The sequence below is a fragment of the Kitasatospora sp. NPDC023118 genome, from assembly GCF_055560875.1.
The window spans coordinates 38,770-63,231 of record NZ_JBVHHW010000026.1 but is presented as its reverse complement, the minus strand read 5'-3'; the positions used below and the strand labels follow the sequence as shown (position 1 = coordinate 63,231).

General features: G+C 74.2%; 18 protein-coding genes. 16 read left to right on the top strand and 2 right to left on the bottom strand.

What is annotated here, in order from left to right:
- The first annotated feature begins 491 nt into the window (after window positions 1–491).
- The 5 genes from ACZ3UD_RS28710 to ACZ3UD_RS28690 all read left to right on the top strand — a co-directional run bounded on the left by ACZ3UD_RS28710 (window position 492) and on the right by ACZ3UD_RS28690 (window position 8,043).
- On the top strand, window positions 492–3,191 hold the full coding sequence (locus ACZ3UD_RS28710; protein ID WP_465593791.1) for an MXAN_6230/SCO0854 family RING domain-containing protein: 2,700 nt from the start codon (window positions 492–494) through the stop codon (window positions 3,189–3,191).
- A 76-nt stretch (window positions 3,192–3,267) separates the two neighbouring features.
- Complete coding sequence (locus ACZ3UD_RS28705) at window positions 3,268–4,713, top strand: type I glutamate--ammonia ligase (protein ID WP_465593788.1); 1,446 nt, start codon at window positions 3,268–3,270, stop codon at window positions 4,711–4,713.
- 3 nt (window positions 4,714–4,716) lie between these two features.
- Window positions 4,717–5,853, top strand: coding sequence for an amidohydrolase family protein (locus ACZ3UD_RS28700; RefSeq protein WP_465593785.1), 1,137 nt, complete (start codon window positions 4,717–4,719; stop codon window positions 5,851–5,853).
- 229 nt (window positions 5,854–6,082) lie between these two features.
- Window positions 6,083–7,567: a S8 family peptidase gene (locus ACZ3UD_RS28695; protein WP_465593782.1), complete on the top strand. Its 1,485-nt coding sequence runs from the start codon at window positions 6,083–6,085 to the stop codon at window positions 7,565–7,567.
- A gap of 167 nt (window positions 7,568–7,734) precedes the next feature.
- A complete protein-coding gene (locus tag ACZ3UD_RS28690) occupies window positions 7,735–8,043 on the top strand; it encodes a hypothetical protein (protein WP_465593779.1) in 309 nt (102 codons plus the stop codon).
- A gap of 17 nt (window positions 8,044–8,060) precedes the next feature.
- Here the strand turns inward: ACZ3UD_RS28690 and ACZ3UD_RS28685 are convergent, their stop codons facing one another.
- The gene (locus tag ACZ3UD_RS28685; protein ID WP_465593777.1) at window positions 8,061–8,954 is read right to left on the bottom strand and encodes a HipA family kinase; all 894 of its coding nucleotides are present in this window, start codon (window positions 8,952–8,954) and stop codon (window positions 8,061–8,063) included.
- A 103-nt stretch (window positions 8,955–9,057) separates the two neighbouring features.
- Here ACZ3UD_RS28685 and ACZ3UD_RS28680 point away from each other — a divergent pair, with 103 nt between their 5' ends.
- From ACZ3UD_RS28680 to ACZ3UD_RS28640, 9 genes are all read left to right on the top strand, one after another.
- Complete coding sequence (locus ACZ3UD_RS28680) at window positions 9,058–9,498, top strand: SRPBCC family protein (protein WP_465593774.1); 441 nt, start codon at window positions 9,058–9,060, stop codon at window positions 9,496–9,498.
- A 246-nt stretch (window positions 9,499–9,744) separates the two neighbouring features.
- Window positions 9,745–10,899, top strand: a complete 1,155-nt coding sequence (locus ACZ3UD_RS28675; RefSeq protein ID WP_465593771.1) for a glycosyltransferase — start codon at window positions 9,745–9,747, stop codon at window positions 10,897–10,899.
- A 394-nt stretch (window positions 10,900–11,293) separates the two neighbouring features.
- Complete coding sequence (locus ACZ3UD_RS28670) at window positions 11,294–12,817, top strand: sugar transferase (RefSeq protein WP_465593768.1); 1,524 nt, start codon at window positions 11,294–11,296, stop codon at window positions 12,815–12,817.
- Window positions 12,818–12,822: 5 nt separating this feature from the next.
- Window positions 12,823–14,172: an O-antigen ligase family protein gene (locus ACZ3UD_RS28665; RefSeq protein ID WP_465593765.1), complete on the top strand. Its 1,350-nt coding sequence runs from the start codon at window positions 12,823–12,825 to the stop codon at window positions 14,170–14,172.
- Window positions 14,169–15,935 (top strand): lipid II flippase MurJ, encoded by a 1,767-nt coding sequence (locus ACZ3UD_RS28660; RefSeq protein WP_465593762.1) that lies wholly within the window; start codon window positions 14,169–14,171, stop codon window positions 15,933–15,935. The genes ACZ3UD_RS28665 and ACZ3UD_RS28660 overlap by 4 nt, the downstream gene beginning before the upstream one ends.
- Window positions 15,925–16,776, top strand: coding sequence for a polysaccharide deacetylase family protein (locus ACZ3UD_RS28655; RefSeq protein WP_465593759.1), 852 nt, complete (start codon window positions 15,925–15,927; stop codon window positions 16,774–16,776). The genes ACZ3UD_RS28660 and ACZ3UD_RS28655 overlap by 11 nt, the downstream gene beginning before the upstream one ends.
- Window positions 16,773–17,888: a glycosyltransferase gene (locus tag ACZ3UD_RS28650; RefSeq protein WP_465593756.1), complete on the top strand. Its 1,116-nt coding sequence runs from the start codon at window positions 16,773–16,775 to the stop codon at window positions 17,886–17,888. The genes ACZ3UD_RS28655 and ACZ3UD_RS28650 overlap by 4 nt, the downstream gene beginning before the upstream one ends.
- A 46-nt stretch (window positions 17,889–17,934) precedes the next feature.
- Complete coding sequence (locus ACZ3UD_RS28645) at window positions 17,935–18,777, top strand: Wzz/FepE/Etk N-terminal domain-containing protein (RefSeq protein WP_465593753.1); 843 nt, start codon at window positions 17,935–17,937, stop codon at window positions 18,775–18,777.
- Window positions 18,774–19,934: a GNAT family N-acetyltransferase gene (locus ACZ3UD_RS28640; RefSeq protein ID WP_465593750.1), complete on the top strand. Its 1,161-nt coding sequence runs from the start codon at window positions 18,774–18,776 to the stop codon at window positions 19,932–19,934. The genes ACZ3UD_RS28645 and ACZ3UD_RS28640 overlap by 4 nt, the downstream gene beginning before the upstream one ends.
- Before the next feature lie 20 nt (window positions 19,935–19,954).
- On the opposite strand, the gene ACZ3UD_RS28635 is transcribed toward ACZ3UD_RS28640, so the two are convergent.
- Window positions 19,955–21,157 (bottom strand): glycoside hydrolase family 26 protein, encoded by a 1,203-nt coding sequence (locus tag ACZ3UD_RS28635; protein ID WP_465593747.1) that lies wholly within the window; start codon window positions 21,155–21,157, stop codon window positions 19,955–19,957.
- Window positions 21,158–21,522: 365 nt separating this feature from the next.
- Between ACZ3UD_RS28635 and ACZ3UD_RS28630 the strand changes: the two genes are divergently transcribed.
- Together ACZ3UD_RS28630 and abc-f are read left to right on the top strand one after the other, a co-directional pair.
- On the top strand, window positions 21,523–22,548 hold the full coding sequence (locus tag ACZ3UD_RS28630; protein WP_465593744.1) for a hypothetical protein: 1,026 nt from the start codon (window positions 21,523–21,525) through the stop codon (window positions 22,546–22,548).
- Between the two features lie 201 nt (window positions 22,549–22,749).
- Complete coding sequence (abc-f, locus tag ACZ3UD_RS28625; RefSeq protein WP_465593741.1) at window positions 22,750–24,348, top strand: ribosomal protection-like ABC-F family protein; 1,599 nt, start codon at window positions 22,750–22,752, stop codon at window positions 24,346–24,348.
- Window positions 24,349–24,462: the final 114 nt, after the last annotated feature.

The following is a 24,462-nucleotide window of genomic DNA, read 5'->3' as shown; positions in this document are numbered from 1 at the left end:
CCTCTGACAGGCGCCTTGCCGCCCCCGCATGCCGGGGGCGGCCGCCGTTGGAGGGCTTGTCCGCGGGGCTGGGAATGGCGATCACGGTCCGCCGTGCAGCCGCCGGTCCGCTCCGGACGGGCTGCAGGCGTGCCGTGGTACTCAGAAGCTCGAAGCGGCTCTGATACGAGGAGAGAAACCCGGCCCGCCGCCGTTCGCGGCACCGGCCGGTGAAGACGCACCGCGCGCCCGCCGCAGACACGACGACCGCGACCTCCCGCCGGTGCGGCTCCCGAAGCCCGGCGGTGGTACGTGTCCGGCCACTGTAGCGAAGCTACTCGCCGGTAGGAAGGGGGTGCGGGCGGAAAACCGTTCGGGCCCGGGGCCGGCTTTCGCTAGGGTGATCGACGCGGGGGCGGCTCCGCGGCGTGCTTCCTTCTCCTCATCTTTCCAATGAACCGAGTGCGCCCACTCTCCGCCCCCGCTTTGTCGTATCCACCGGGGGAAGAGCAGTGAAGAAGCAGAACGCCGCGACCACCGGCGCCGCACTGGACGACTACCTCCTGCGCCGTCACGGCATGGTCCTGGTCCAGGACGGAGCCGCGCCCGAGGAGCCTCAGCCGTGGACGGCCAAGGGCCTGATCGCCCTGGAGGCCGACCTGGCCCAGCGCGGGCACGTACTGACCCGCGACCTGCGCGCCGCCCTCGGCCGACTCCGCCCGGCGGACCTCGCCGACGCCGGCACCCGGCTGTTGCGCAGGATCGACATCCTGCTCGGCGGCGACCGCCGGCACGAGCCGCTGTTCCGCCGCTTCCCCGAGGGCGTGGCCTCGCACGCCCACGCCGACTACTCCGCACAGATCCGCGGCTACCTGCTCTGCCAGGCGAGCCAGCTCTGCCTGGTCTGCGAGCGCAGCAGCCTGGAGGCCGGGATCGGCGCCCTCGCCCCCTGCGCCCACCTGCTCTGCGCCGAGTGCTACGACGACCTGGTCGCGTCCTTCGACGACCGCCACTGCCCGGTCTGCCTCACCCCGCTGGAACAGGAGCGCCACCTCTCGCTCGACACCCGCGCCGCCCGCCACGCCGCCCGCGTCCTCCCGCCGGGCAGCACGCTGCGGCCGCTGCGCCTGGCCGAGGCCGGCGATCCGGCCGAAGTCGCCGGCACCGCGCTGACCGCCCTGCTCGCCCGGCAGACCCCGCTGAACCCGCAGGACCGCGAGGACCTCGCGCTGCTGCTCGACCACGCCCTGGCCGACCCGGCCGCCTGGCTGCCCGAGGCCATCCCGGTCCGGGAGAGCCGCGCCGCCGTACTGGCCGCCCTGCTGCGCCGCGACCCGGAGCGCACCCGCCCGCTGCTCGCCGCCCACCTCACCACCGCCACCGACGTGCTGCGGCTGGTCTGGGCCTGGTCCGGCGCCGAACCCGACCTGCTGCCCGAGACCGCCCGCAAGCTGCGGCTGCGCAACCTGCCCCGCCCGCTGCGCCGCGAACTCCTCGCCGTCCTGGACGCCTTCCCGGTCGGCACCCTCGCCGAGGACCTGCGCCGCCACCGGCAGGCCTGGCTGCGGGCCGGCGAACTGCTGCACCCGTACGAGCACCGCGAGCGCTTCCCGTACGCGGCGGCCGCCTTCGCCGTGCTCCGGCAGAGCGACCTCGACCTGCACGGCCTCGGCCCGCAGCTGCGCGAGGCGCCCGCCCCACTGCGGGTGCGCGGGACGCCCGGCGGCCACACCCGGCTGACCGTGGAGACCTTCGCCGCCCGGGTCGAGCACGCCCTCGAACAGGGCGACCTGCCCGCCGCCGTCCGCCTGCTGGCCCGACGCCCCGGCGAACTGGTCCGCCGACTGCACCACCTGCTGCGGGTGCACGCCGCCTGGCTCCCCGGCGAGCCGCTGCCCGCCGAACTCGCCGACGCGCTGCCCACGGTCCTGCGCGCGGTCGCCCCCGGTCCGCTGCTCGGCGCGTACGGGCGGCTGCGCGCCCCGCGCGAACGCGGCGAGCGGCGGCTGTACTTCCCGCGTGGCCGGGTCGCCTCCGCGCACTCCCGCTTCGACTGGGGCACGCCCGTCCCGGTCGATCTGAGCGCGCCGGTCTGCGCCCTGATCGAGGCCGAACTGCTCCGCCGGGCCGGGCAGTCCGAGCGCTGCGAGGTGGCCGTGCTGGACGCCGGCCTGGCCGACCTGGTGGTCCCGTTCGCCGAGCGGGCCAGTGCCAAGACCCTGGTCGCCGTGCCGCGCGGCAGCGTGCAGCGGCTCCCGCACGGGCAGCACCTGCGACTGTTCGTGCACTGGATGCAGCGCCAGCACCAGCGGGTGGACCTCGACCTCTCGGTCGCCTTCTACGACGAGGAATGGCAGTTCACCGGCCTGTGCGACTACACCCGGCTGGTCCTCGGCCCGCGTGCCGCCGTCCACTCCGGCGACTTCACCACCGCCCCGCCGCCGCACGGCGCCACCGAGTTCGTCGACCTCGACCTGCAGGCGCTGGGCAAGGCACGTGCCCGGTACGCCGTGGTGGTGGTGTTCAGCTACAACGACGTCCCCTTCGAGGACCTCACCGACGCGTTCGCCGGCTTCATGACCCTGACCCCCTCCGAGGCGGCCCGGCAGCGCAAGGGCAGCTTCCACCCCGGCAGCGTCCGCCAGCGGCTGGACCTCGCCGGGGACGCCAGGATCTGCGTGCCGATGATCGTCGACCTCCAGACCCGCAGCTACACCTGGACCGACCTCAACGTCACCTCGGGCGCCGGGTTCCACAACCTCTACCGCCACCACGCCGAGATCGGCTCGCTGGCCCACTCGGTGACCGCCCACTTCGCCCCGGGCACCCGAGCCACCCTGTGGGACCTCGGCTGCGCCGCCGCGATGGCCGCCAGCGACGAGGTGTGGGTGCGCGACCGCACCGGCCGCGAGCTGGACCGCTACCGCCGGGGCGCGGACGAACCGGTCGCCGCCTTCGCGGAGCGGCTGCGCGGGCGGCACGAGAGTGACCACCGCACCGAGCAGCCGGCCGACGACACCGCCCGGCTGATCGCCGAACGCCTCGGCGGCGCACGGGCGTTCGCGGCCCTGGTGCACGCCGACGTGCCCGCCCCGACGGGGGCGAGCGGGACGCTCTACCGGCTCTACCCGGGCCCGCTGGACGCCGCCCCGGACGCCCTGGAGCGAATCACGGCGGGGGAACTGGTCGCCCGCTTCGCCCCGAACGGGTGAACGGGCGGACGGTCGTCCGTTTGGACCACCCGATAGGGGAGTTACGCAACCCCAACGGGCGGGGCAGCATGGAGACATGACCACCATCGGAAGCGCCACCGCCCGGGTTGCCGACCCCGTCGAGAGGCCCGGCCGCGGCGCCCTCGCGCCCGCCGTCGCGCTGCCCCCGCGGGCCGAGCGCGCCGAGCGGGCCGAGGAGGCCGCCGACCGGCTGCGCGCCTGCGCCGTCGAGGCGGTGGCCGTCACCTGGGTGGACAACGCGGGCATCACCCGGGTCAAGGCGGTGCCGCTCGGCGGCCTGGTGCACGCCGCCGAATGGGGCATCGGCGCCGCGCCCTGCTTCGACGTGTTCCTCGCCGACGACTCCATCACCACCAGTCCAATCATCGGCGGCCCCACCGGGGACTTGCGGCTCTACCCCGACCTCGGCCGGATCGTCCCGCTGGCCGCCCAGCCCGGCTGGGCCTGGGCCCCGGGAGACCGCCACACCCAGGCCGGCGGACCGCACCCCGGCTGCCAGCGGCTGTTCGCCCGCCGGATGGAGGCCGCCGCGGCCGCGCACGGGCTGAGCCTCAAGGCCGGCATCGAGGTCGAGTGGGTGGTCGCGCTGGACGGCCCTCCGCAAGAGGCGCCGCAGTACCCGACGTACGGCCCGGCCTACGGGATGCACCGGCTCACCGACCTCTCCGACTACCTGCGCGACGTCCTGCGCGCCCTCGGCGAGCAGGGGTTGAGCGTGCTGCAGATCCACCCCGAGTACGCCCCGGGCCAGTTCGAGGTCTCGGTCGCCCCCGAGGGCCCGGTCGGCGCTGCCGACACCGCCGTGCTGGTCCGGCACACCATCCGGGCCGTCTCCGCCAAGCACGGCCTGCGGGCCTCCTTCGCCCCCGTGGTCGAGCCCGACGGGGTCGGCAACGGCGGGCACCTGCACCTGAGCCTCTGGCGGGACGGCCGCAACCTCGGCCACGGCGGCCCCGGGCCGCACGGCCTGACCGCCGAGGCCGAGGGCTTCGTCGCCGGGGTGCTGGAGGCGCTGCCCGAGCTGCTGGTGCTGGGCTGCTCCAGCCCGGCCGGCTATCTGCGCCTGGTGCCCCAGCACTGGGCCGGCGCCTACCAGTGCTGGGGCCTGGAGAACCGGGAGGCCGCGCTGCGCCTGGTCACCGGCTCCACCGGGGAGCGCGCCGCAACCGCGAACGCCGAGGTCAAGTGCTTCGACGCGAGCGCCAACCCGTACCTGGCGGTCGGCGCGGTGCTCGCCGCAGGCCTGGCCGGGCTTGAGCAACGCCGGGCGCTGCCACCGGAGTTCACCGGGGATCCGGCCGCCGCCGAGCCCGGCACGGTGCCCCGGCTGCCGCAGAGCCCGGCCGAGGCGATCGCCGCCTACGAGCGCTCGGCGGTGCTGCGCGAGGCGCTCGGCGATCCGCTGTACCAGGCGGTGCTGGCGGTGCGCCGGGCGGAGGCCGAGCAGTACGAGGCCGTCGGGCCCGAGGAGTTGATCACGGCCACCCGCTGGCGGTACTGACCGGTGGCGGCCCGGCTGGAGGGCGCGACGCCGGAGGTTGCGGCGCTGGTCGACCACCACTGCCACAGCGTGGTGGCGGCCGAGCTCGCCGACGACGCCCTGACCGGGCTGCTCACCGAGTCCGACCGCCCGCCCGCGCCGGGCTGTTCGCCCTTCGACAGCGCGATCGGCCTGGCGGTGCGGCGCTGGTGCCCGCCCGCGCTCGGCCTGCCCGCGCACACCCCGGCCGCCGACTACCTGGCCCGGCGGCGCGAGCTGGGCGCCGCCGAGGCCGCCCGCCGGCTGCTCGCGGCCGCGGGTCTGGACACCTGCCTGGTGGACACCGGGCTGACCGCCGCGGCCGGCCGCGAGCTGCTGCCGCTGACCGAACTCGCCGAGGCCACCGGGGCGGTGGTGCGCGAGGTGGTCCGGCTGGAGACGGTCGCCGAGGCGGTGACGGCCGACGCCGAGGACTGGCCGCGGGCCGTCGGCGAGGCACTCGCGGCGGCCGCCGCGGGCGCCGTCGCGGTCAAGTCGGTGCTCGCCTACCGGCACGGCCTGGCCGCCCCGGCCGAACGGCCCGCGCGCACCGCCGTGGTGGCCGCCGCCGGGGCCTGGCTGCACGGCGGCCGCGGTCGGCTGGCCGACCCGGTGCTGCTGCACCACCTGCTCTGGACGGCCGTGGACGTCTGCGCCGAGCTGGGCCTGCCGATCCAACTCCACACCGGCTTCGGCGATCCCGACCTCACCCTGCACCGCGCCGACCCGTCCCTGCTGACCGACTTCGTCCGCGCCGCCGAGCCGAGCGGCGTCCCGCTGGTGCTGCTGCACGCCTACCCGTACCACCGGCAGGCCGCCTGGCTGGCCCAGGCCTTCCCGACGGTGTACACCGACCTCGGGCTGACGGCCTCCTACACCGGCCCGCGGGTGGCGGCCGTCCTCGGCGAGATGCTGGAACTGGCGCCGTTCGGCAAAATGCTGTTCTCCACCGATGCCTACGGGCTGCCCGAACTGTTCCTGGTGGGCACCGCCCAGTTCCGGCACGGACTGGGCGCGCTGCTGGCCGACTGGCAGGCGGACGGCGCCTGTTCGGCGGCGGACGGGCAGCGCCTGGCGCGGATGATCGCCGCCGACAACGCGCGCCGACTGTACGCGCTCTGATGTACGCGCTCTAGACCACCGGCTCGTTGGCGAACCATCACTTTTTAACAATCTTTACCTCTGTTGCCCCTGTTGAGCTGCGGACTCGTAAGCTCCAGTGCTGGTTGAGATGTGACGATTAGATGACTACCTCTTGCGCATATCAGCGAATATTCATTAGCGTCCGGTCATTCCCAGCGCACCTGCCACACCGCAGCTGCCGCATGACGACCCGGGAGGGCCAACCCCAATGAGAGTTCCTCGGATCAGTCGGACCCGGTACGCGGCGGTGGGCGTCGTGCTCGCCACCGCCGGCGCCCTCGCGCTCCCGGCCGGCACCGCCGTCGCGGCGCCCACCGGCGACCCGACGACCGGTCCGCTGCTCAGCTACGTCGTCAACACCAAGGCCAACCACGGCCAGGTGCAGAAGGTCGAGAAGGCCATCACCGGCCTCGGCGGCACGGTGGTCCAGTCGTACGAGCAGATCGGCGTCGTGGTCGCCCGCTCGAACGACACCAAGTTCGCGGAGAAGCTGCGTCTGGCCAAGGGGGTCGACTCCGTCGGCGCCAGCCGCACCAAGGGCATCCTCGCCTCCGACCAGGGCAAGGCCGACGTCGCCGCCGAGCCCGTCGGTGCCGCCGCGGACGGCCAGGAGCCGTACGAGCCCAACCAGTGGGACATGCGCCAGATCGGCGTCGACAAGGCGCACAAGATCTCGCTCGGCAGCCGCAACGTCACCGTCGGCGTGCTGGACTCCGGCATCGACGCCACCCACGAGGACCTGGCCGCCAACGTGGACGCCTCGCAGTCGGTCTCCTGCATCGACGGCAGGACGAACACCGACTGGAAGGCCTGGCAGCCCACCACCAGCGACCACGGCACCCACGTGGCCGGCACCATCGCCGCCGCCAAGAACGGCAAGGGCATCGTCGGCATCGCCCCGAACGTGAAGCTGGCCGCGGTCAAGGTCGTCGACGACGCCGGCATGATCTACCCGGAGAACGCGGTCTGCGGCTTCGTGTGGGCCGGCGAGCACGGCTTCAAGGTGACCAACAACAGCTACTACGTCGACCCGTGGATGTTCAACTGCCAGAACGACAAGGACCAGGCCGCGATCACGGACGCCGTCCGTAAGGCCGTCGCGTTCTCGCAGCGCAAGGGCGTCCTCAACGTCGCCGCCGCGGGCAACGAGAACATCGACCTGGCGCACAAGACCACCGACGTCTCCAGCCCGGACGACACCACCCCCGGCACCCGCCCGGTCACCAACGACTGCCTGTCGCTGCCGACCGAGCTGCCCGGTGTCATCGCGGTCTCCGCGGTCGGCGTCAACGGCGACAAGTCGTACTACTCCAGCTACGGCAAGGGCGTCGTGACCGTCGCCGCGCCGGGCGGTGACGCCCGCTACCAGATCCCGAACACCCCGGACAAGAACGGTCGCATCCTGTCGACCATCCCGGGCAACAAGTACGGCTACATGCAGGGCACCTCGATGGCCACCCCGCACGTCACCGGTGTGGTCGCGCTGCTCGCCTCCACCTTCCCGTGGGCCAGCCCGGACGAGCTGACCGAGCTGCTGACCAACCAGGCCGAGTCCCACCCGTGCCCGACCGGCGAGTTCAACCCGGGCGGCGCCGGCCAGTGGAAGGCCACCTGTGAGGGCGGCGCGGACGACAACGGCTTCTACGGCGCGGGCGTCATCAACGCCGAGAAGGCGGTCCAGTGGTGGCGCTGAGGCGCTGACCACGATGCGCTGAGCACTGAACGCTGAGCTGGGGAGCGGGGCCCGTGGCCCCGCTCCCCAGCCGCGTTTGAGTACCCGTACTCAAGCCGCCGCCCCACCCGCGGAACAGGATGGCTCCGTAACCGTAACCACCGGATCCACCACAGGAGTTGAGCGGCATGGTCGAGACCCTCCCCCGTACCCGGAACAGGCTCGCGCTGGCCCTGGGCGTGGGCCAACTCCTCCTCGCCGCGCCGATGCTGATGCCTCTCGGCCTCGGTGCCTTCATGGTCGGGGTGATGGCGTTCGCCAGCGGCGAGACCGGCGGATTGGTCTATCCACTGCTGGTGCCGCTGGGCCCGCTGTCGGGCCTGGGCGTCACGTTCCTGATCGCGCGGGTGCAGCACCTGCACAAGGACGTCGCGTTCGCGTTGACCGGCTTCGGTCTGCTGGCCGGCACCGCGATCGAGTACCACTGGCTGGGCTAGGGCCTGGACCCCGGGGCTCACTCGAAGTGATGCTCCCAGACCGTCTCCACCGACGGCTTGCCGTGCAGGTCCGGCACCTCCCGCAGCCAGGCCGGCCGGCCGGCCCGGGTGCGCGCCGCCCGTCGTAGCTCCGCCTCGCGCATCTGCTCGGGGGTGGCGAAGCCCTCCGGCAGCCACTCCTCGGAGAGCACCACCCGGGCGGCCAGATGGGTGACGTAGGCGTGCCGGACGGCGTCCACCGAGTCGAAGCCGGGCTCGTCGGCCAGCCACTCGTCCGGGACTAGCGCGAGCACCTCCTCCAGCAGCTCCACGGTGACCAGCGGCCCGAGGTCCTCGTCGGCCAGCCGGACGTCCGGGGCCGAGCCGCCGAGCGCATGGGTGCTGAGGTCGTACCGCTTGCCGACCGAGGCCTCCGCGGTGGCCCAGCGGTGGTGGAAGATCAGCGCGGCGCCGTTGTCGATCAGCCAGAGCCGGTTGTGCCAGAGCACCAGGTTGGGGTTGTGCACGGTGCGGTCGACGTTGCCGGTGAGCGCGTCCAGCCAGACCACCCGCCCGGCCTCGGCGGAGTCCACCGGGATCATCCCCGGCCGGTAGTCCCGCGCGCCGGGCAGCAGGTCCATCCCGAGGTTGAGGCCGCCGCTGGCCTTGAGCATGTCCTGGATCTCGGCGTCGGGCTCGTCCGCGGCCACCGCCGGGTCGAAGTCCACCAGCCGCAGCTCCGGCACCCGCAGCCCCAGCCGCCGGGCCAGCTCGCCGACGATCACCTCGGCCACCAGCGCCTTGCGGCCCTGGGCGGCGCCGGTGAACTTGACCACGTACGTTCCCAGGTCGTCGGTCTCCACCACCCCGGGCACCGAGCCGCCGGCCCGCAGCGGGTCCACGTAGCGCAGCGCAGTCACCAGATCGAGCACACCGGCCACCCTATCCCGCCGCGTCGCGGCCGCGCCCCTGTGATTGTCTTGCCGGTGAGAGCGGTACGGAGAACGGTACCCACCACACGAGGAGAGCAAGGTCATGGGACAGGTGCAGGCCACCACCGAGCGGGTCTACGACGCCAACCCGGAGCGGGTGTACGAGGCGCTGGCCGACTACCAGGTGACCCGCCCCAAGCTGCTGCCCGCGCAGTACAGCGAGTACGAGGTCCGGGTCGGCGGCACCGGCGCGGGCACCCAGGTGCACTGGAAGCTGCAGGCCACCGAGAAGCGGGTGCGCGACTGCCTGTTCACCGTCTCGGCGCCCAAGCCCGACCAGCTGGTGGAGAAGGACGCCAACTCCAGCATGGTGATCACCTGGACCGTCGCCGCCGCCGGCGAGGGCCGCACCAAGGTCACCGTGACCGCCACCTGGCAGGGCGCGACCGGCATCGGCGGCTTCTTCGAGCGCACCTTCGCCCCCAAGGGCCTGAACCGGATCCACGACCAGGTGCTGGCCAACCTGGCCGCCGAGGTCCGCTGAGCCCTTTCCCGCTGAGCCCTTCCCGGATATCGACGGAAGCCCGACGGAATCCGAAGGAAATCGAAGGAAATCGAAGGATCGCCGACACGACTCCGGCGGTTCCGGTGAAGCGGGAAAATCGCCCGGAATTTCGAGCGAGCCGTCCACCCGTACGAGCCGAAAGCCGTACGGGTGGACGGCCAGCCACCTCCGGGTGACGCGAGCCGTCCGGCGTGGGGGAGCCATCCTAGGCTCGCCGCCGTGCATATGACGATCCTTCACATTTCGCAGCCGGTGGACGGCGGAGTCGCCCGCGTCGTCGTCGATCTGGTCCGGGGGCAGCGCGAGGCCGGGCACCGGGTGCTGGTCGCCTGCCCGTCCGGCGGCCGGCTCGCCGAGGAAGCGGCCGCGGTGGGCGCGCTGGTCCAGGACTGGCCCGCCGAGCGCTCGCCCGGCCCGTCCACCGCCGCCGAGGCCTGGCGGCTGCGCCGGATCGTCAGGGCCGCCGCGCCCGACGTGCTCCACCTGCACAGCGCCAAGGCCGGGCTGGCCGGCCGGCTGGCCGTGCGCGGCGCGGTGCCGACCGTCTTTCAGCCGCATGCCTGGTCCTTCGCCGCCGTGGACGGCCCGCTGGCCGCCGCCACCCTGCGCTGGGAGCGCTTCGCGACCCGCTGGGCGCACCGGCTGCTGTGCGTCAGCGTCCAGGAACGGGCCGACGGCGTGGCCGCCGGGGTGCACGCCGACTGGGCGGTGGTGCCCAACGGCGTGGACGTGCGCCACTACGCGCCCGCCGACCGCCGGGCCGCCCGGATCGCGCTCGGCCTGGACCTGGACGCCCCGCTCGCGGTCTGCGTCGGGCGGCTGTGCCGGCAGAAGGGCCAGGACGTGCTGCTGGCCGCCTGGCCGGAGGTGCTGCGCCGGGTGCCGCGGGCCCGGCTGGTGCTGGTCGGCGGCGGGCCGGACGAGCAGCGGACCGCGGAGCTGGTGCGGCGGTCGGCCGGGCCGTCCCGGGTCAGGCTGGTCGGGGACGTGCCGGATCCGCGCCCGTGGCTGGCGGCGGCCGACCTGGTGGTGCAGCCCTCGCGCTGGGAGGGCATGGCGCTGGCCCCGCTGGAGGCGATGGCGGCCGCCCGTCCGGTGCTGCTGACCGATGTGCCGGGGGCGCGTGAGTGCCTGCCGCAGGCGGCGCGCGCGCAGGCGGTGGTGCCGCCGGAGGACGTGGCCGCGCTCGCCACCCGAATGGCGGAAGCGCTGTCCGATCCGATCGAGTGCGAGCGACGCGGTGCCCGTCTGCGTGACCACGTGGTCGCCCGCCATGACGTCCGGACCGTGGTCGAACAGGTGGACGTCCTCTACCGCCACCTGCTGGGTGCCGGTCCGGCCGCCGGGCGGCGCCGGGCCCGTGTCCCAGAGCGGATCTGATCGTTTCACATGCCGTGAATGCCCGCCGATCAGGCGCTGTCGTATTCGCACCCCCAACCGGATAAGGGGCGGGGCGTCAAATCCGAAATACCTATTAATGGGTGGCTGGAATGAAACGGCAAGTCAACCGCCAGCCCCCATGGCCCAATTCGGTATTGTCGGATTTTGCCTGCTTCGTTTCGAATTTATCCCGGACATTCGCGCCAGAGTCGATCGCGACCGCGTCCCGTGCGACCGGCCGTTCCGTGATCGGCCTCGACGCGGGAGAACCGAAAGCCGCCAGCGGTAGCAGGTGCTGTCAGGACCGCGCCCGTCGGGCCGGGACGGCCGTCCGACGCCTACCGGTGCCGGGGCACCGTCACCCCGGGCACACAGCAGGGGAGTTCGTGCGCTGATGACCATTGACCACGACAGTGTGCCGCGATCCGGCGGGCCCCTGGCCGGCCCGCGCCGGCCCGCCACCGGGCTGCTCGACCGGCCGGCCGGACCGCCGCACACCCGGGCGGTGCCGCCGCCCCGCCGGCACCGCAGGGCGATCCGCTCCCGGCTCGCCCTGCCGCTCGCGCTGGTCCAGGTCGACACGATCGCGCTGTGCACCGCGACCGGCATCGCCAACCGGGCCGCCGACCCGGCCGTGCCGCTCGCCCCGCTGCTCGGCGTCCCCGCCGTCCTGCCGCTGCTCCTGCTGCTCAACCTGGCCGGCGGCCTGTACCGCGTCCGGCTCACCCTGTCCGTCCTGGACGAGCTGCCCGCGCTGGCCGTCCGGGCCGTGGTCGCCACCGCCTTCGCGGTCACCCTGGCCCGCTGCCTGGACGGCGGCTGGCCCGACTGCGGCCCGGCCACCCCGGCCCGCCTCACCGTCCTGCTCGGCGCCCAGCTGCTGATCGCCGCCGTCGGCCGGGCCGTCCTCTACCACCTGGTCCGGCGGATCCGCTGCGGCCGCCCCAGCCCCGCCCTGGTGCTCGGTGCCGGCCGGCTCGGCCGAAAGGTCGCCACCGCCCTGAGCGAGCACGGCGAGTACGGGATGCGCCCGGTCGGCTTCCTGGACGCCGACCCGCCGCTGCTGGTCGGCGACACCGGCCTTCCCGTCCTCGGCGGCCGCGAGGTGCTGGAGCGCGAGGTCCGCCGGCACCAGGTCCAGCACGTGATCGCCACCGCCGGAGCCGCCGACGAGGCCGAGACCGCCGCCGCCCTGCGCGACGCCGTCCGGCTCGGCTGCCAGGTCTGGCTGGTGCCCGCGCTGCGCGAGTACGGCTCGCTGCCCACCGCCCCGATCTCCGGCGGCGACCACCTGTGGGGCTTCCCCTGCCTGCGGGTCGGCCGCCCGGCCATGGGCCGCCCCGGCTGGGCCGCCAAGCGCGCCCTGGACGTCACCGCCGCCGGCCTCGGCCTGCTGCTGCTCGCCCCCGTCCTGGTGCTCTGCGCCCTCGCCGTCCGCTTCGACACGGGCCCCGGCGTGCTCTTCCGCCAGCAGCGCACCGGGCTGGACGGCCGGGTCTTCACCGTCCTCAAGTTCCGCACCCTGCGGCCCAGCAGCGAGCACGAGGCGGCGACCCGCTGGAACATCTCCCAGGACCACCGGATGGGCGCCGTCGGCCGCCTGCTGCGCAAGAGCTCGCTGGACGAGCTGCCGCAGCTGTGGAACGTCCTGCGCGGCGACATGAGCCTGATCGGTCCGCGCCCCGAACGCCCCTACTTCGTCATGCGGTTCAGCCAGGCCTACCCCGAGTACGCCGACCGCCACCGCGTCCCGGTCGGCCTCACCGGCCTCGCCCAGGTGAACGGCCTGCGCGGGGACACCTCGATCGAGGACCGGGCCCGCTTCGACAACCGCTACATCGAGAGCTGGAGCTTCTGGCAGGACGTCAAGATCCTGTGCCGTACCGCGGCCCTGATGCTCCACCCGGACGGGAGCTGACCCGCGTGGAGCTGACCTTTCCCGCCAGTCCCGCCAGTCCCGCCCCGAGCGCCCCAAAGGCGAGCGGGCGAGTAGCAGTCTTACGGCGAGCCCTGCCCGCGCTCGCGGACCGGCCCAGCCTGCTGGCCGCGGCCACCGTCCTGCTGGTCTGTGTGCCCACCGGCGAGAAGGACGTCACCGCCGCCGTCCACGTCACTGCCGCCGACCTCGCCTCGCTCGCCCTGGTCGCCCTCACCGCGGTGAACCTGCTGCGCGGCACGCTGCCCGTGCTCAGCCGCGCCACCTGCGTGCTGTTCGCCGGGATCGTGGTCGCCGCCGCCGTCGCCACCGTCGGCTCGATCGACCCGGCCACCAGCGTCACCGGCTTCGTCCGGCTCACCCAGGTCTTCGTCCTGGTCCCCGCCGGGGTGCTCTGCGCGCTGCGCGACCGCACCGACCAGCGCCTGGTCCTCGGCTCCTTCGTGCTCGCCGCGCTGATCCAGGGCGTGGTCGGCGCCCACCAGTACCTCACCCGCACCGGCGCCTCCTACACCGGCCAGCCGATCCGGGCCGTCGGCACCTTCGGCGCGCTGGACATCATGGCGATGTCCACCGTGGTCAGCTACGGGCTGCTCGCCGCCCTCGCCCTGGCGCTCGGCGAGCGCGGCCCCAGCGGCAACGTCCGGCTGCGGCGGGCGATGTTCGCCGCTGCCGCCTTCCTCGCCTTCCCGCTCGCCGTCTCCTTCAGCCGTGGCAGTTGGATCGCCACCGGCGTCGCCGCCACCGTCCTGCTGCTGCGCGTCGACGCCCGACTGCTGGTGCGCGGCGCCGTCCTCGGCCTCGCCGCCGCGGTCGTCCTGGTCGGCGGCCTCGGCCTCGGCGCGTCCGGCGTCACCGAACGCCTCAGCTCGATCGGCTCCGTCTCCGCCGCCCCCGACCAGTCCGTCTCCGACCGCTACGACCTGTGGGCCACCGCCGGGCGGATCTGGCAGGACCACCCCGTGCACGGCGCCGGACCGAAGGCCTTCCCGAAGCTGCGCGACAGCCACGCCCCGCTGCGGCTGTCCTCCGGCAGCGACGCCGCCGACTCCACCATCGGCTTCCAGCGCGAGCCGCTGCTCTCCCCGCACAACATGTACTTCCTGGTGCTCAGCGAGCAGGGCCTGATCGGCATCACCGCCTACGCCGCGCTCTTCCTCGGCCTGTTGCTCGGCTGCCTGCGGCACCGCCGCGGCCCGGCGCTGGCCGCGCTCGCCCTGCTCACCTGGGTGCTGGTCGACTTCCTGTACGCCGACATCGGCGGCACCACCACCGTGCTGACCTCCGTCGTCCTCGGCCTCGCCGCCCGCGCCGCCGTCCAGGGGGCGGACCAGTGACCACCGACCAGCCGGCGGTGCTCGCCTCCACCCTCCCGGCCCCCCGCAGCGCCCCCGTCCCGCCTCCGCCCCCCGGGCGCGACCCGGCGCCCCGGCGCGGCTTCCTCGCCAAGGCCTTCGGCGTCACCGCCGTGCTCAGCGCGGCCGGCTCCGGCCTCGGACTGCTGCGCGACCTCCTGCTGGCCCGCTACTTCGGCGCTAACCAGGGCACCGACGCCTTCCTGGTCGCCTGGACCGTCCCCGAGACGGCCGCGCCGTTGCTGATCGAGGACGCCATGTCCTTCCTCATGGTGCCCGCCTTCGCCCTCGCCTTGGTGCTGCGCGAGGAGGACCAGGACGCCCCCGACCCGGTCCGCCAGCTGGTCCGCGCCACCCTGCCGTGGCTGCTGCTCGCCCTCAGCGGCCTCGCCCTGGCCGCCGCGCTCGGCGCCCCCCAGCTGGTCGAACTGCTCGCCCCCGGCCTGCCCGACCCGGGCCTGGCCGTCGACTGCACCCGGATCACCGCGATTACCGTGCTGCCGTTCGGCCTGGTCGGCTACCTGGCAGCCGCGCTTCGCGCCCACCACTGCTTCACCGCCCCGGCCGGCATCTACGTCGCCTACAACCTCGGCATCCTGGCTCTGCTGCTCGGCTTCCACGACCACCTCGGCGTCCGCTCCGCCGCCTTCGGCGTCGCGCTCGGCAGCCTGCTGATGGCCGGCCTGCTGATCGGCCCGTTCCTGCGCCGACTGCGCCGGGTCCAGGCCACCGGCCGCAACCGGCGCTCCCGCCGCACCCTGGTGCTGATGCCGCCGGCCCTGCTGCCGGTGGCGGCCTTCACCCTGACCCGGCAGGCCCAGGTCTTCGTCGAGCGCTACCTCGGCTCGGCCCTGCCGCCCGGCACCATCTCGCACCTCAACTACGCCGCCAAGGTCTCCCAACTCGCCATGACGGCGGGCATCCTGATCTGCACCGTCACCTTCCCGCTGGTCGCCCGGGCGCTCGCGGCCGGGGACCTCACCGCCGCCCGCGACCGGGTCGAGAAGGACCTCGGCCAGGCCGCGGCGGTGGTCCTGCTCGGCACCGCCTTCCTGATGGCCTGCGCCCCCTCGGTGGTCTCGCTGCTGTTCCAGCGCGGCGCCTTCGGGCCCAGCGACACCGCCGCCACCGCCGACGTCATCCGGGTGTACAGCTTCGGGCTGCCCGCCCAGGCGCTGACCGGCGTGATGATCCGCCCGTACTTCTCGCTGCGCCCGGTGGTCCGCCGGGCCGACGACCCGCGCACCGAGGACGGCGGCCGCCGGTTGCTGGACTGGTACCCGGCCGCCGCGATGGTGCTCGGCCTCGGCGTCACCGTCGCGGTCGGCCTGCTCGCCACGAGCCGCTTCGGTGCCCTCGGCCTCGCCGCCGGAAACGCCGCCGGGATCACCACCACCGCGGCGCTGCTGCTGCGCGGCCTGGTGCTGCGCGGCATCCCGCTGCGGCTGAGCCGGGTGCTCGGCGGCCACGGACGGCTGGTCGCCGCCGCCGCCGGGGCCACCGTGCTCGGCACCGCCGTGGCGGGCCTGGCCGACGATCCGCTGCTCTCGACCCTCCTCGGGGGCCTCACCGTGGCGCTGGCCTTCACCGCCCTCGGCACCGGCCTCGGTGCCCGCGAGGTGCGCGGCCCGGTCCTGGCCGCCGCCAGGCTCCTGAACCCGCCGACCGGGCCTCTGAACCAGCAGACCGGGCCTCTGGACCCGCCAACCGTCGCCGATGAAGGGAAGCTCCCCCATGGACAATGAACGGGGAACCGTCCGTTCGGCCCAGGCGGGCGTCACCAACGCCCCGCCCGACCGGGCGCGACTGCCCAGGAGCCGCCGCCCGGTCGGCGAACCGACCGCCCCCGGCTCCTCCTCGCCGTGGATCCTGATGTACCACTCGGTGGCGGTCGAGGAGGAGGACCCCTACCAACTCACCGTCAGCCCCGAGCGGTTCGCCGAGCAGATCGCCTGGCTGCACCGGCGCGGGCGGCGCGGGGTCTCGGTCCGCGAGCTGATGCGGGCCCGGGCCCAGGACCGGGACGACGGACTGGTCGGCCTGACCTTCGACGACGGCTACGCCGACTTCGCCCGCTACGCCGTACCGATTCTGCAGGCGTACGGCTTCACCGCCACCGCGTACGTGGTCGCCGACCTGCTCGGGCAGGACAACGGCTGGGACACCGAGGGCCCGCGCAAGAAGCTGCTCACCGCCGAGGAGGTGACCGAACTCGCCGCCGCAGGCTGGGAGATCGGTTCGCACGGCCTCGGTCACCAGGCGCTGCCCGGCCTGCCCGCCGACGTCCTCGCGGTGCAGACCCGGGAGAGCCGGCGCCTGCTGGAGGAGGTGGTCGACGGCCCCGTCACCGGCTTCTGCTACCCGTACGGCGCCGTCGACCTGCCCGCCGCCCTGGCCGTGCGCGACGCCGGGTACGACTACGCCTGCGCCATCGCCCACTCCCCGCTCACCGGCCGCTTCGCCCTGCCGCGCTGCTACGTCGGTGACCGCGACGGCGCCTGGCGGCTGCGCGCCAAGAAGGGCCGACACCGGCTGCGCGACGCCGTCACCGAGCTGCGGCGTGTTCGCGAGGAGCGTCGGACGTGAAGGTCCTGCACATCGTCACCGGGCTCGCCTCCGGCGGCGCCGAGCGCCAACTCCACCTGCTGCTGCGGCACTTGCCGCCGCACCAGCGGTGCGAGGTGCTCGCCCTGACCAACCCCGGCGCGGTCGCCGACGCGCTGCGCGCCGACGGGGTGACCGTCCACCACCTCGGCATGCGCGGCAACCGGGACCTCGGCGCGCTGCCCCGGCTGGTCCGGCTGGTCCGGGCCGGCCGCTACGACGTGGTGCACACCCACCTCTACCGGGCGCAGCTGTACGGCCGGCTGGCCGCGCGGCTGGCCGGGGTGCGCGCGGTGGTCTCCACCGAGCACTCGCTGCACGCCGGGGTGATCGAGGGCCGGCCGGTCACCCGGGGCGTCAAGGGCCTCTACCTGGCGGCCGAGCGGCTCGGCTGCACCACCGTCGCGGTCTCCCGCCAGGTCGCCCAGACCCTGCGCTCCTGGGGCGTCCCGCCGGACCGGATCGAGCTGATCCCCAACGGCATCGACACCGCCGGCTACCGCCGCCCGCCCGCCGAGCGGGCCGCCGCCCGCCGCCGGGTGCGGGCCGAACTCGGCCTGCCGGAGGGTGGCTGGGTGGTCGGCGCGGTCGGCCGGCTGGTCCCCGGCAAGCGCTTCGAGGTGCTGCTGGAGGCGCTGGTCGAGCTCGACCCGGCCACTCGGCTGGTGCTGGTCGGCGAGGGCTCCGAGCGCGCCGCGCTGGAGCGGCGGGCCGCCGAACTCGGTGTCCGGGAGCGGCTGGTGCTCACCGGCGAGCGCGGCGACGTGCCCGACCTGCTGGCCGCGATGGACGTGCTGGTTGCCCCCTCCACCGCGGAGACCTTCGGCCTCGGCGTTCTGGAGGGCCTCGCGGCCGGGCTGCCGGTGCGGCACAGCGCCTGCCCGGCGCTGGACGAACTGCCGCCCAGCGCCGCCCCGCAGGCCCGCCGCATCCCCTCCGAGCCCGCCGCGTACGCCGCCGCGCTGCGCGACCTGCGGCAGCTGAGCGGCCACACCGCCGACCCGCTGCCGCACCCGCCGGCCGTCGGCCACTACGACATCGCCCGGGTCGCCGCCGACCTGGGCGCCCTCTACGACCGGCTGGCCCGCGTTTGACCGCCCGCCGCCGGTACCGCCGTCCCATTCCCAAGGAGCCACACCCATGACCACACCGCGTCGAAGCGCCCGCCACCTGGTCCGCCGCTGGTGGCCGGTGGCGCTCGCGGTGCCGCTGGGCGCCGCGGCCGGCGCCGGGTACGCCGTCGTCTCGCACCCCTCGTACTCCGCCACCGCCTACGTCCTCGTGGTGCCGCAGAACCCGGGGGAGGCGGCGACCGCGACCAACTTCGCCCAGGCCTACGGGCGGTTGGCGGGCCAGCCGCAGGTGCTCGCGGTCGCGGCCGCCGAGACCGGCCACACCCGGGGCGAGCTGGAGTCCCTGGTGTCGGGGACGACCTCCCCGGACGCGCCGATGATCGAGATCACCGGCACCGGGAAGCGTGCCCAGGAGGCCGCCCAGACCGCCGACGCGGTGGCCCGCTCGCTGGTCTCCTTCGCCAACACCAGCAGCAAGGACACCAACGTCCGGCTGGTGACGCTGGCCCCGGCCGCCGCGCCGGACAAGCCGACCACGCCCTCCGCCAAGCTGGACATCGCGGTCGGCGCCGCGGCCGGGGTGCTGCTCGGGTCGCTGGTGATGACGACCCGCCGCCGCGGCGGGGCCGCCGCCGAGCCCGAGGCCGTCGAGAGCGTCGAGAGCGTCGAGACCGCCGTGGCCCCGCAGGCCCCGCAGGCCGCCGAGCCGGCCGAGGCCCCGGCCACCCCCCGCCCGCGCAGCGGGGAGCGGGCCGCCGAGGCCGAGCCCCGGCCCCAGCCGAAGCGCGAGTCGAAGGCCGAGCCGAAGAGCGGGGCCAAAGCCGTGGCCGAGCCCGAGTCGAAGTCCGAGCCCGAGGCCGCCGCCAAGCCCTCGGCCAAGGAGAAGGCCGCCGCCGGGAGCAAGCGATGAGCACCGAGGCCCGCGCCGCCGGCCTGCCGGCCCAGTCGGCGGCGCCGTCCTGGACCACCGAGCTGCGCCGCGAGGACGACGCCCTGGACACCCTCGCCGAGGAGTGGGACGACCTGACGACCCGCTGCCGAACCGCCACCTTCTTCCAGACCGCCGCCTGGCAGCGCTCCTGGTGGCGCCACTACGGCCGCCCCGGCGCGCTGCTGGTGCTGCTGGTCCGCCGGGACGGCCGGCTGGTCGGCGCGGGCGCCTTCATGCGGCGCCCCGGCCCGTTCGGCGGCCTGACCGGCCTGGGCGCCGGGCTGGTCGACTACGGCGACGTCCTGCTCGACGACGAGTGCGCCGACCGGGCCGCCGCCGAGTTCGCCGCCGCCCTCCCGATCACCCGGCCCTGGCACTGGCTGGAGCTGCGCGAGGTCCACCCCGAGGCGGCGGTGCAGCGGGTGTACGAGCACTGGCGCGGGTCCCGCCGGCGCTACCGGGACTCGCTCTGCCAGTACCTCCCGGCCGTCCCGATGGAGCGGCTGCTCAAGCGGGTGCCCGGCAAGACCGCCCAGCGCAGCCGGGTGAAGATGCGCAAGATCGCCGAGGCCGGGGTGCAGGTGCGCTCCACGCCGGTGACCGAGGTGCCCGCCGCGCTGGAGGGGCTGCTGCGGCTGCACTTCCTGCAGTGGCAGGACCGCGGCGTCACCCCCGAGCACCGGACCGAGCGCTTCGCCCGGCACCTGGCCGAGTCCATCACCGGGCTGGTCGCCACCGGCCGGGCGGCCGTCCACCAGTTCCACCTGAACGGCGAACTGGTCGCGGTGAACCTGCTGCTGCTCTGCCCCTCCTTCGGCGGGCTGTACCTGTACGGCGCCCATCCGGCGCTGCGCGAGCGGCTGGACATCGCCGGGCTGCTGTTCAACGCCGCCCTGGACGAGACGGTCGGCGCGGGCATCCCGGTGCTCGGCCTGCTGCGCGGTCAGGAGCCGTACAAGCAGCGCTGGCGGCCGGACCAACTCCACAACCAGCGGCTGCTGTTGGGACCGGCGGGGGCGGCCCCGGCGGCCGCCGCCCGGGCCGGGGCGGTGCACGCCCGGCAATCGGCGGCGCACCTGCTGCGCACCCGCTTCCCCAAGCTGAGGGAGGCCCTGCTGGCCCGCCGCCGCGGCTGAGCGCCCACACCGCCCGCCGCTCACCGCCGCGAGGGTGTCCCGGCCGAGGAGGGACTCGCCGTCGCACCCGGCACTGCGGGGGCACCCGGCGCGGCGGGCGGGGTCGGCCGCGCCGGCGCGGCGGCCGGAGCGCTCGGGGCCACCGGCACGATCGGGGCGGGGGGCGCCGTCGGCACCACCGCCGGCGCTCCCTTCGAACCGGACATCAGCTGCTTGAACGCGGCGGTCGAGCGCGGATTGTTCTTGCACTGGTAGAAGCCGTGCGGGCAGTAGTCGGTGACGGTCTGGTAGGCGGTGTCGTGAGTGCGCATCCACTCGACCATCCGCCGGACGAACTCGGGGTTGTCGCCGTTGCGGAACAGTCCCCACTCCGGGTACGAGACCGGCTTGCCGTGCTTGGCGGCGAACTCCACCTGGTCCTGAAGGCCGTACGGCTCGCGCACGTAGTCGTCGAAGTCGCTTCCGGCGGGCTGGTCGTAGCTGTCCATGCCGATGATGTCGACCACGTCGTCGCCGGGGTAGCACTTGGTCCACGGGATCGCGTCCAGGCCCCGGGTCGGGTCGAAGTCGAAGCGGAACCGCTGCCCGGGCACCGAGCGCATCACCCCGACGATCCGCCGCCAGTACGCCTTCCACGCGGTGGGGTCGGGCTTGCAGCGGTGGGTGTAGGTGATGCCGTTCATCTCCCAGCCGAGGGTGATGACGGTGTCCGAGCCGCCGAGCGCGACCAGTCGGCGGGCGAGCCGGAGGAAGTGGCTGTCGAAGTCCCCGCGGGTGCCCTGGGCGAGCAGCTTGGCGACCTCGCCGTCCGGCACGTTCGCCTCATTGGGCACCAGCATCGGCACACCGAGCACCAGCATCCGGGACGGGTCGGCCAGTCGCCACTGCGACCACATTCCGAGCACGATCGACTCGCCCTCGATGTCGGCCCAGCCATTGCCCGCCAGATAGGTGTGGCCGACCTGCATGTTGGCGTCGCCGAGCCAGCGCGCGTACTCGCCGATCTGCGGGATGTAGTCGTCCCAGGAGCCGACGAAGGCGCCGAACGGCGGCTCGTGCCCCGGCCGCTGGACCGGCGGGCGGGGGGCGACGCCGCGCGGTTCGAAGGCGTCCGAGGAGAGGGCGTGCCGCTCGGTCTGGCTGAGCGGTGTCCCGGTCGGGACGCTGGCCGTGGCCATCAGCAGCAGAGCGGCGGCGGCCAGCGTCAGACGGCCGATTCGCATGGTCTCTCCTCCGGGCGTCGCGAGCGGGGCGGACAGTGACGACGGGGACGGACCGTGGCGTCACGCTCGCCGACAGTAGGGCCGCCGGAGGAAGAAAAGCCGAATGTCACCCTAAAGTGGGCGGCAATCGAACGCCGTCTGCCGCAACACCCGACCGGAGGCGTCCGTGTATCAGCTCTGTAACGTTCCGGCCGGGCCCGCGCGGCCTGCCGCCGAGCGCCCGGCCACCTGGCCGAGGACCCGACGACGCAGGTGGGCGGGTGGGCCTACGGGACGGGCGCGCGCAGCGGGCAGTGCGGCCGACACCATGCGCGAGCGGCGAATCCGGGCTGACTGGCCCGCCCGGTGAAAGGTACGCTCCGGCCGTGTCCTGGAAGCCGCCGCGTGTACTCACCCCCCGGTCGATCCTGCCTGCCCTGGCGGTGATGCTGGTCCTTGCGGCCGGTGCGGCGGCACACGCCAACAAGCCGGTGCCGTTCGGCGACCGGGTGGCGGGGCCGGGCGACGCCGAGGCGACCCCGGTGAACTCGCAGTCGGTCAACTCGGCCGACCTGGACCTCAAGGTGGTCGGCCCCGCACTGGAGGCCTACCACAAGACGACCGGCGAGCGGGCCTGGTCGTACCGCCGCGAGGGCGCCGAGGCGCTCTACGTGGCGATGGCCGGCGACAACGCGATCGTGGTCTGGGACGACGGCCTGGTCACCTCGGTGCGCCCGGGCGACCACGAGGTGCGCTGGCACCGCGCGGTGCCGGGCCTCGCGGACTACCTGCGCGCCGACGGCGAGCCGGGCGCCGACAAGCGCACCGAGGCCCAGCGCAAGCAGACCGCCGTGCAGCGGGCGGCCGCCGCGCTGCACACCGTCCAGCGGGACGGCTCGCCCTGGCTGGCAGTGGTGACGCCGAACCTGACCATGGGCCTGCGCGACGCCGACGGCGACCTGCGCTACAACGACCGGCCCTCGAACGGCTGTCTCTACGACCCGCTGCGCACCGTCCACACGGACTACGCGGTGCTCATCCCGCGCAGCTGCACCAACAGCAGCGGGCTGGCCGTCTCCGGCGGCATCACCGGCTACCGGCTGGACAGCAACGGCTGGGCGATGAGCACCGGCCCGGCGGCGGCGATCAGGGTGCTGGACGCCAGCCGGGTGGAGATCACCGACGGCCCGATCGTCCCGCCCAGGGTGTTCGACACCAAGGCGGCCGCGCCCGAGACGGCCTGCGGCGCCCCGGACGCCCCGTTCGCCGCGGTCCGCCCGCAGGGCGGCTGCGCCGACCCGTCGGCGAGCCCGACCGCGGACGCCCCCGCCGCCGCGGCCACCCCGGCGGCCGACCAGCCGACCGCCCCGGCAGCCTCCGCGACCGACCAGCCGGCCGCGGCGCAGCAGTAGCCGAGGCGCTTCGGGTACCCCAGGGCGGTAATCCCCTGGGGCGTTCGGCGCGGCCCGGTAGACTGGCCGCCATGGCTATCTTCTCCGGGCAATAGCGGGCGGCGGCGCCCCTTCCAGCGCGCCGACCGCCGATGAAGCCCCCTTCCCGCTGCCGGGCCCGGACCCGGCCGCCCGCCCACGTCCCAGGAGTAGTTCCCAGCCATGATTTCCGCCAACGCCCTTGAGCTGCGCGCCGGTGCCCGGGTCCTGATCGAGTCCGCGAGCTTCAAGGTCGCCGCCGGCGACCGGATCGGCCTGGTCGGGCGCAACGGCGCCGGGAAGACCACGCTCACCAAGGTGCTGGCCGGCGAGGGCCTGCCGGCCGCCGGTACCGTCACCCGTTCGGGCGAGGTCGGCTACCTCCCGCAGGACCCGCGCACCGGCGACCTGGACGTCCTCGCCAAGGACCGCATCCTCTCCGCCCGCGGCCTCGACACCGTGCTGAAGAAGATGCGCGAGAACGAGGACCGGATGGCCAACGGCAAGGGCGCCACCCGGGACAACGCGATGAAGAAGTACGCCCGGCTGGAGACCGAGTTCCTCACCAAGGGCGGGTACGCCGCCGAGGCCGAGGCCGCCACCATCGCCGCCGCGCTGGGCCTGCCGGACCGCATCCTCGGCCAGCCGCTGCACACCCTCTCCGGTGGTCAGCGCCGCCGCGTCGAGCTGGCCCGGATCCTGTTCTCGGACTCCGACGTGCTGCTGCTCGACGAGCCCACCAACCACCTGGACGCCGACTCGATCGCCTGGCTGCGGGACTTCCTGAAGACCTACAAGGGCGGCTTCATCGTCATCTCGCACGACGTCGACCTGGTCGAGACGGTCGTCAACAAGGTCTTCTACCTGGATGCCAACCGGTCCGCCATCGACGTCTACAACATGGGCTGGAAGCAGTACCAGCAGCAGCGCGAGGACGACGAGAAGCGCCGCAAGCGCGAGCGCGCCAACGCCGAGAAGAAGGCCGCGACGCTGAACGCGCAGGCCGACAAGATGCGCGCCAAGGCGACCAAGACGGTGGCCGCGCAGAACATGGCCCGCCGCGCCGAGAAGCTGCTCTCCGGGCTGGAGCAGGTGCGCCAGAGCGACAAGGTCGCCAAGCTGCGCTTCCCGGACCCGGCCCCCTGCGGCAAGACCCCGCTCACCGCGGCCGACCTGTCCAAGTCCTACGGCTCGCTGGAGATCTTCACCGGCGTGGACCTGGCGATCGACCGCGGCTCCCGGGTCGTCGTGCTCGGCCTCAACGGCGCCGGCAAGACCACCCTGCTGCGGATGCTGGCCGGGGTGGAGAAGCCGGACACCGGCGAAGTGATCCCGGGCCACGGCCTGAAGATCGGCTACTACGCGCAGGAGCACGAGACGCTCGACCCGGACCGCACCGTCCTGGAGAACATGCGCTCGTCCGCGCCGGACACCGACCTGGTACAGATCCGCAAGATCCTCGGCTCGTTCCTGTTCTCCGGCGACGACGTCGACAAGCCGGCCGGGGTGCTCTCCGGTGGTGAGAAGACCCGTCTGGCGCTGGCCGCCCTGGTGGTCTCCTCCGCCAACGTGCTGCTGCTGGACGAGCCCACCAACAACCTCGACCCGGCCAGCCGCGAGGAGATCCTGGGCGCGCTGCGCGAGTTCAGCGGCGCGGTCGTGCTGGTCACCCACGACGAGGGTGCGGTCGACGCGCTCCAGCCGGAGCGGATCATCCTGCTGCCGGACGGGGTGGAGGACCTCTGGAGTCCGGCCTACGCCGATCTCGTCAACCTGGCCTGACCGGAAGTAGACGCCGCATCCGCTTTTCGGACCAGAAAATCTAGTCCTCTCGGCGTGTCCGGGAATGAAGTAGACCCGGATTCCGTTTAAGGACTTCCTGTCGGCCCGCCACTC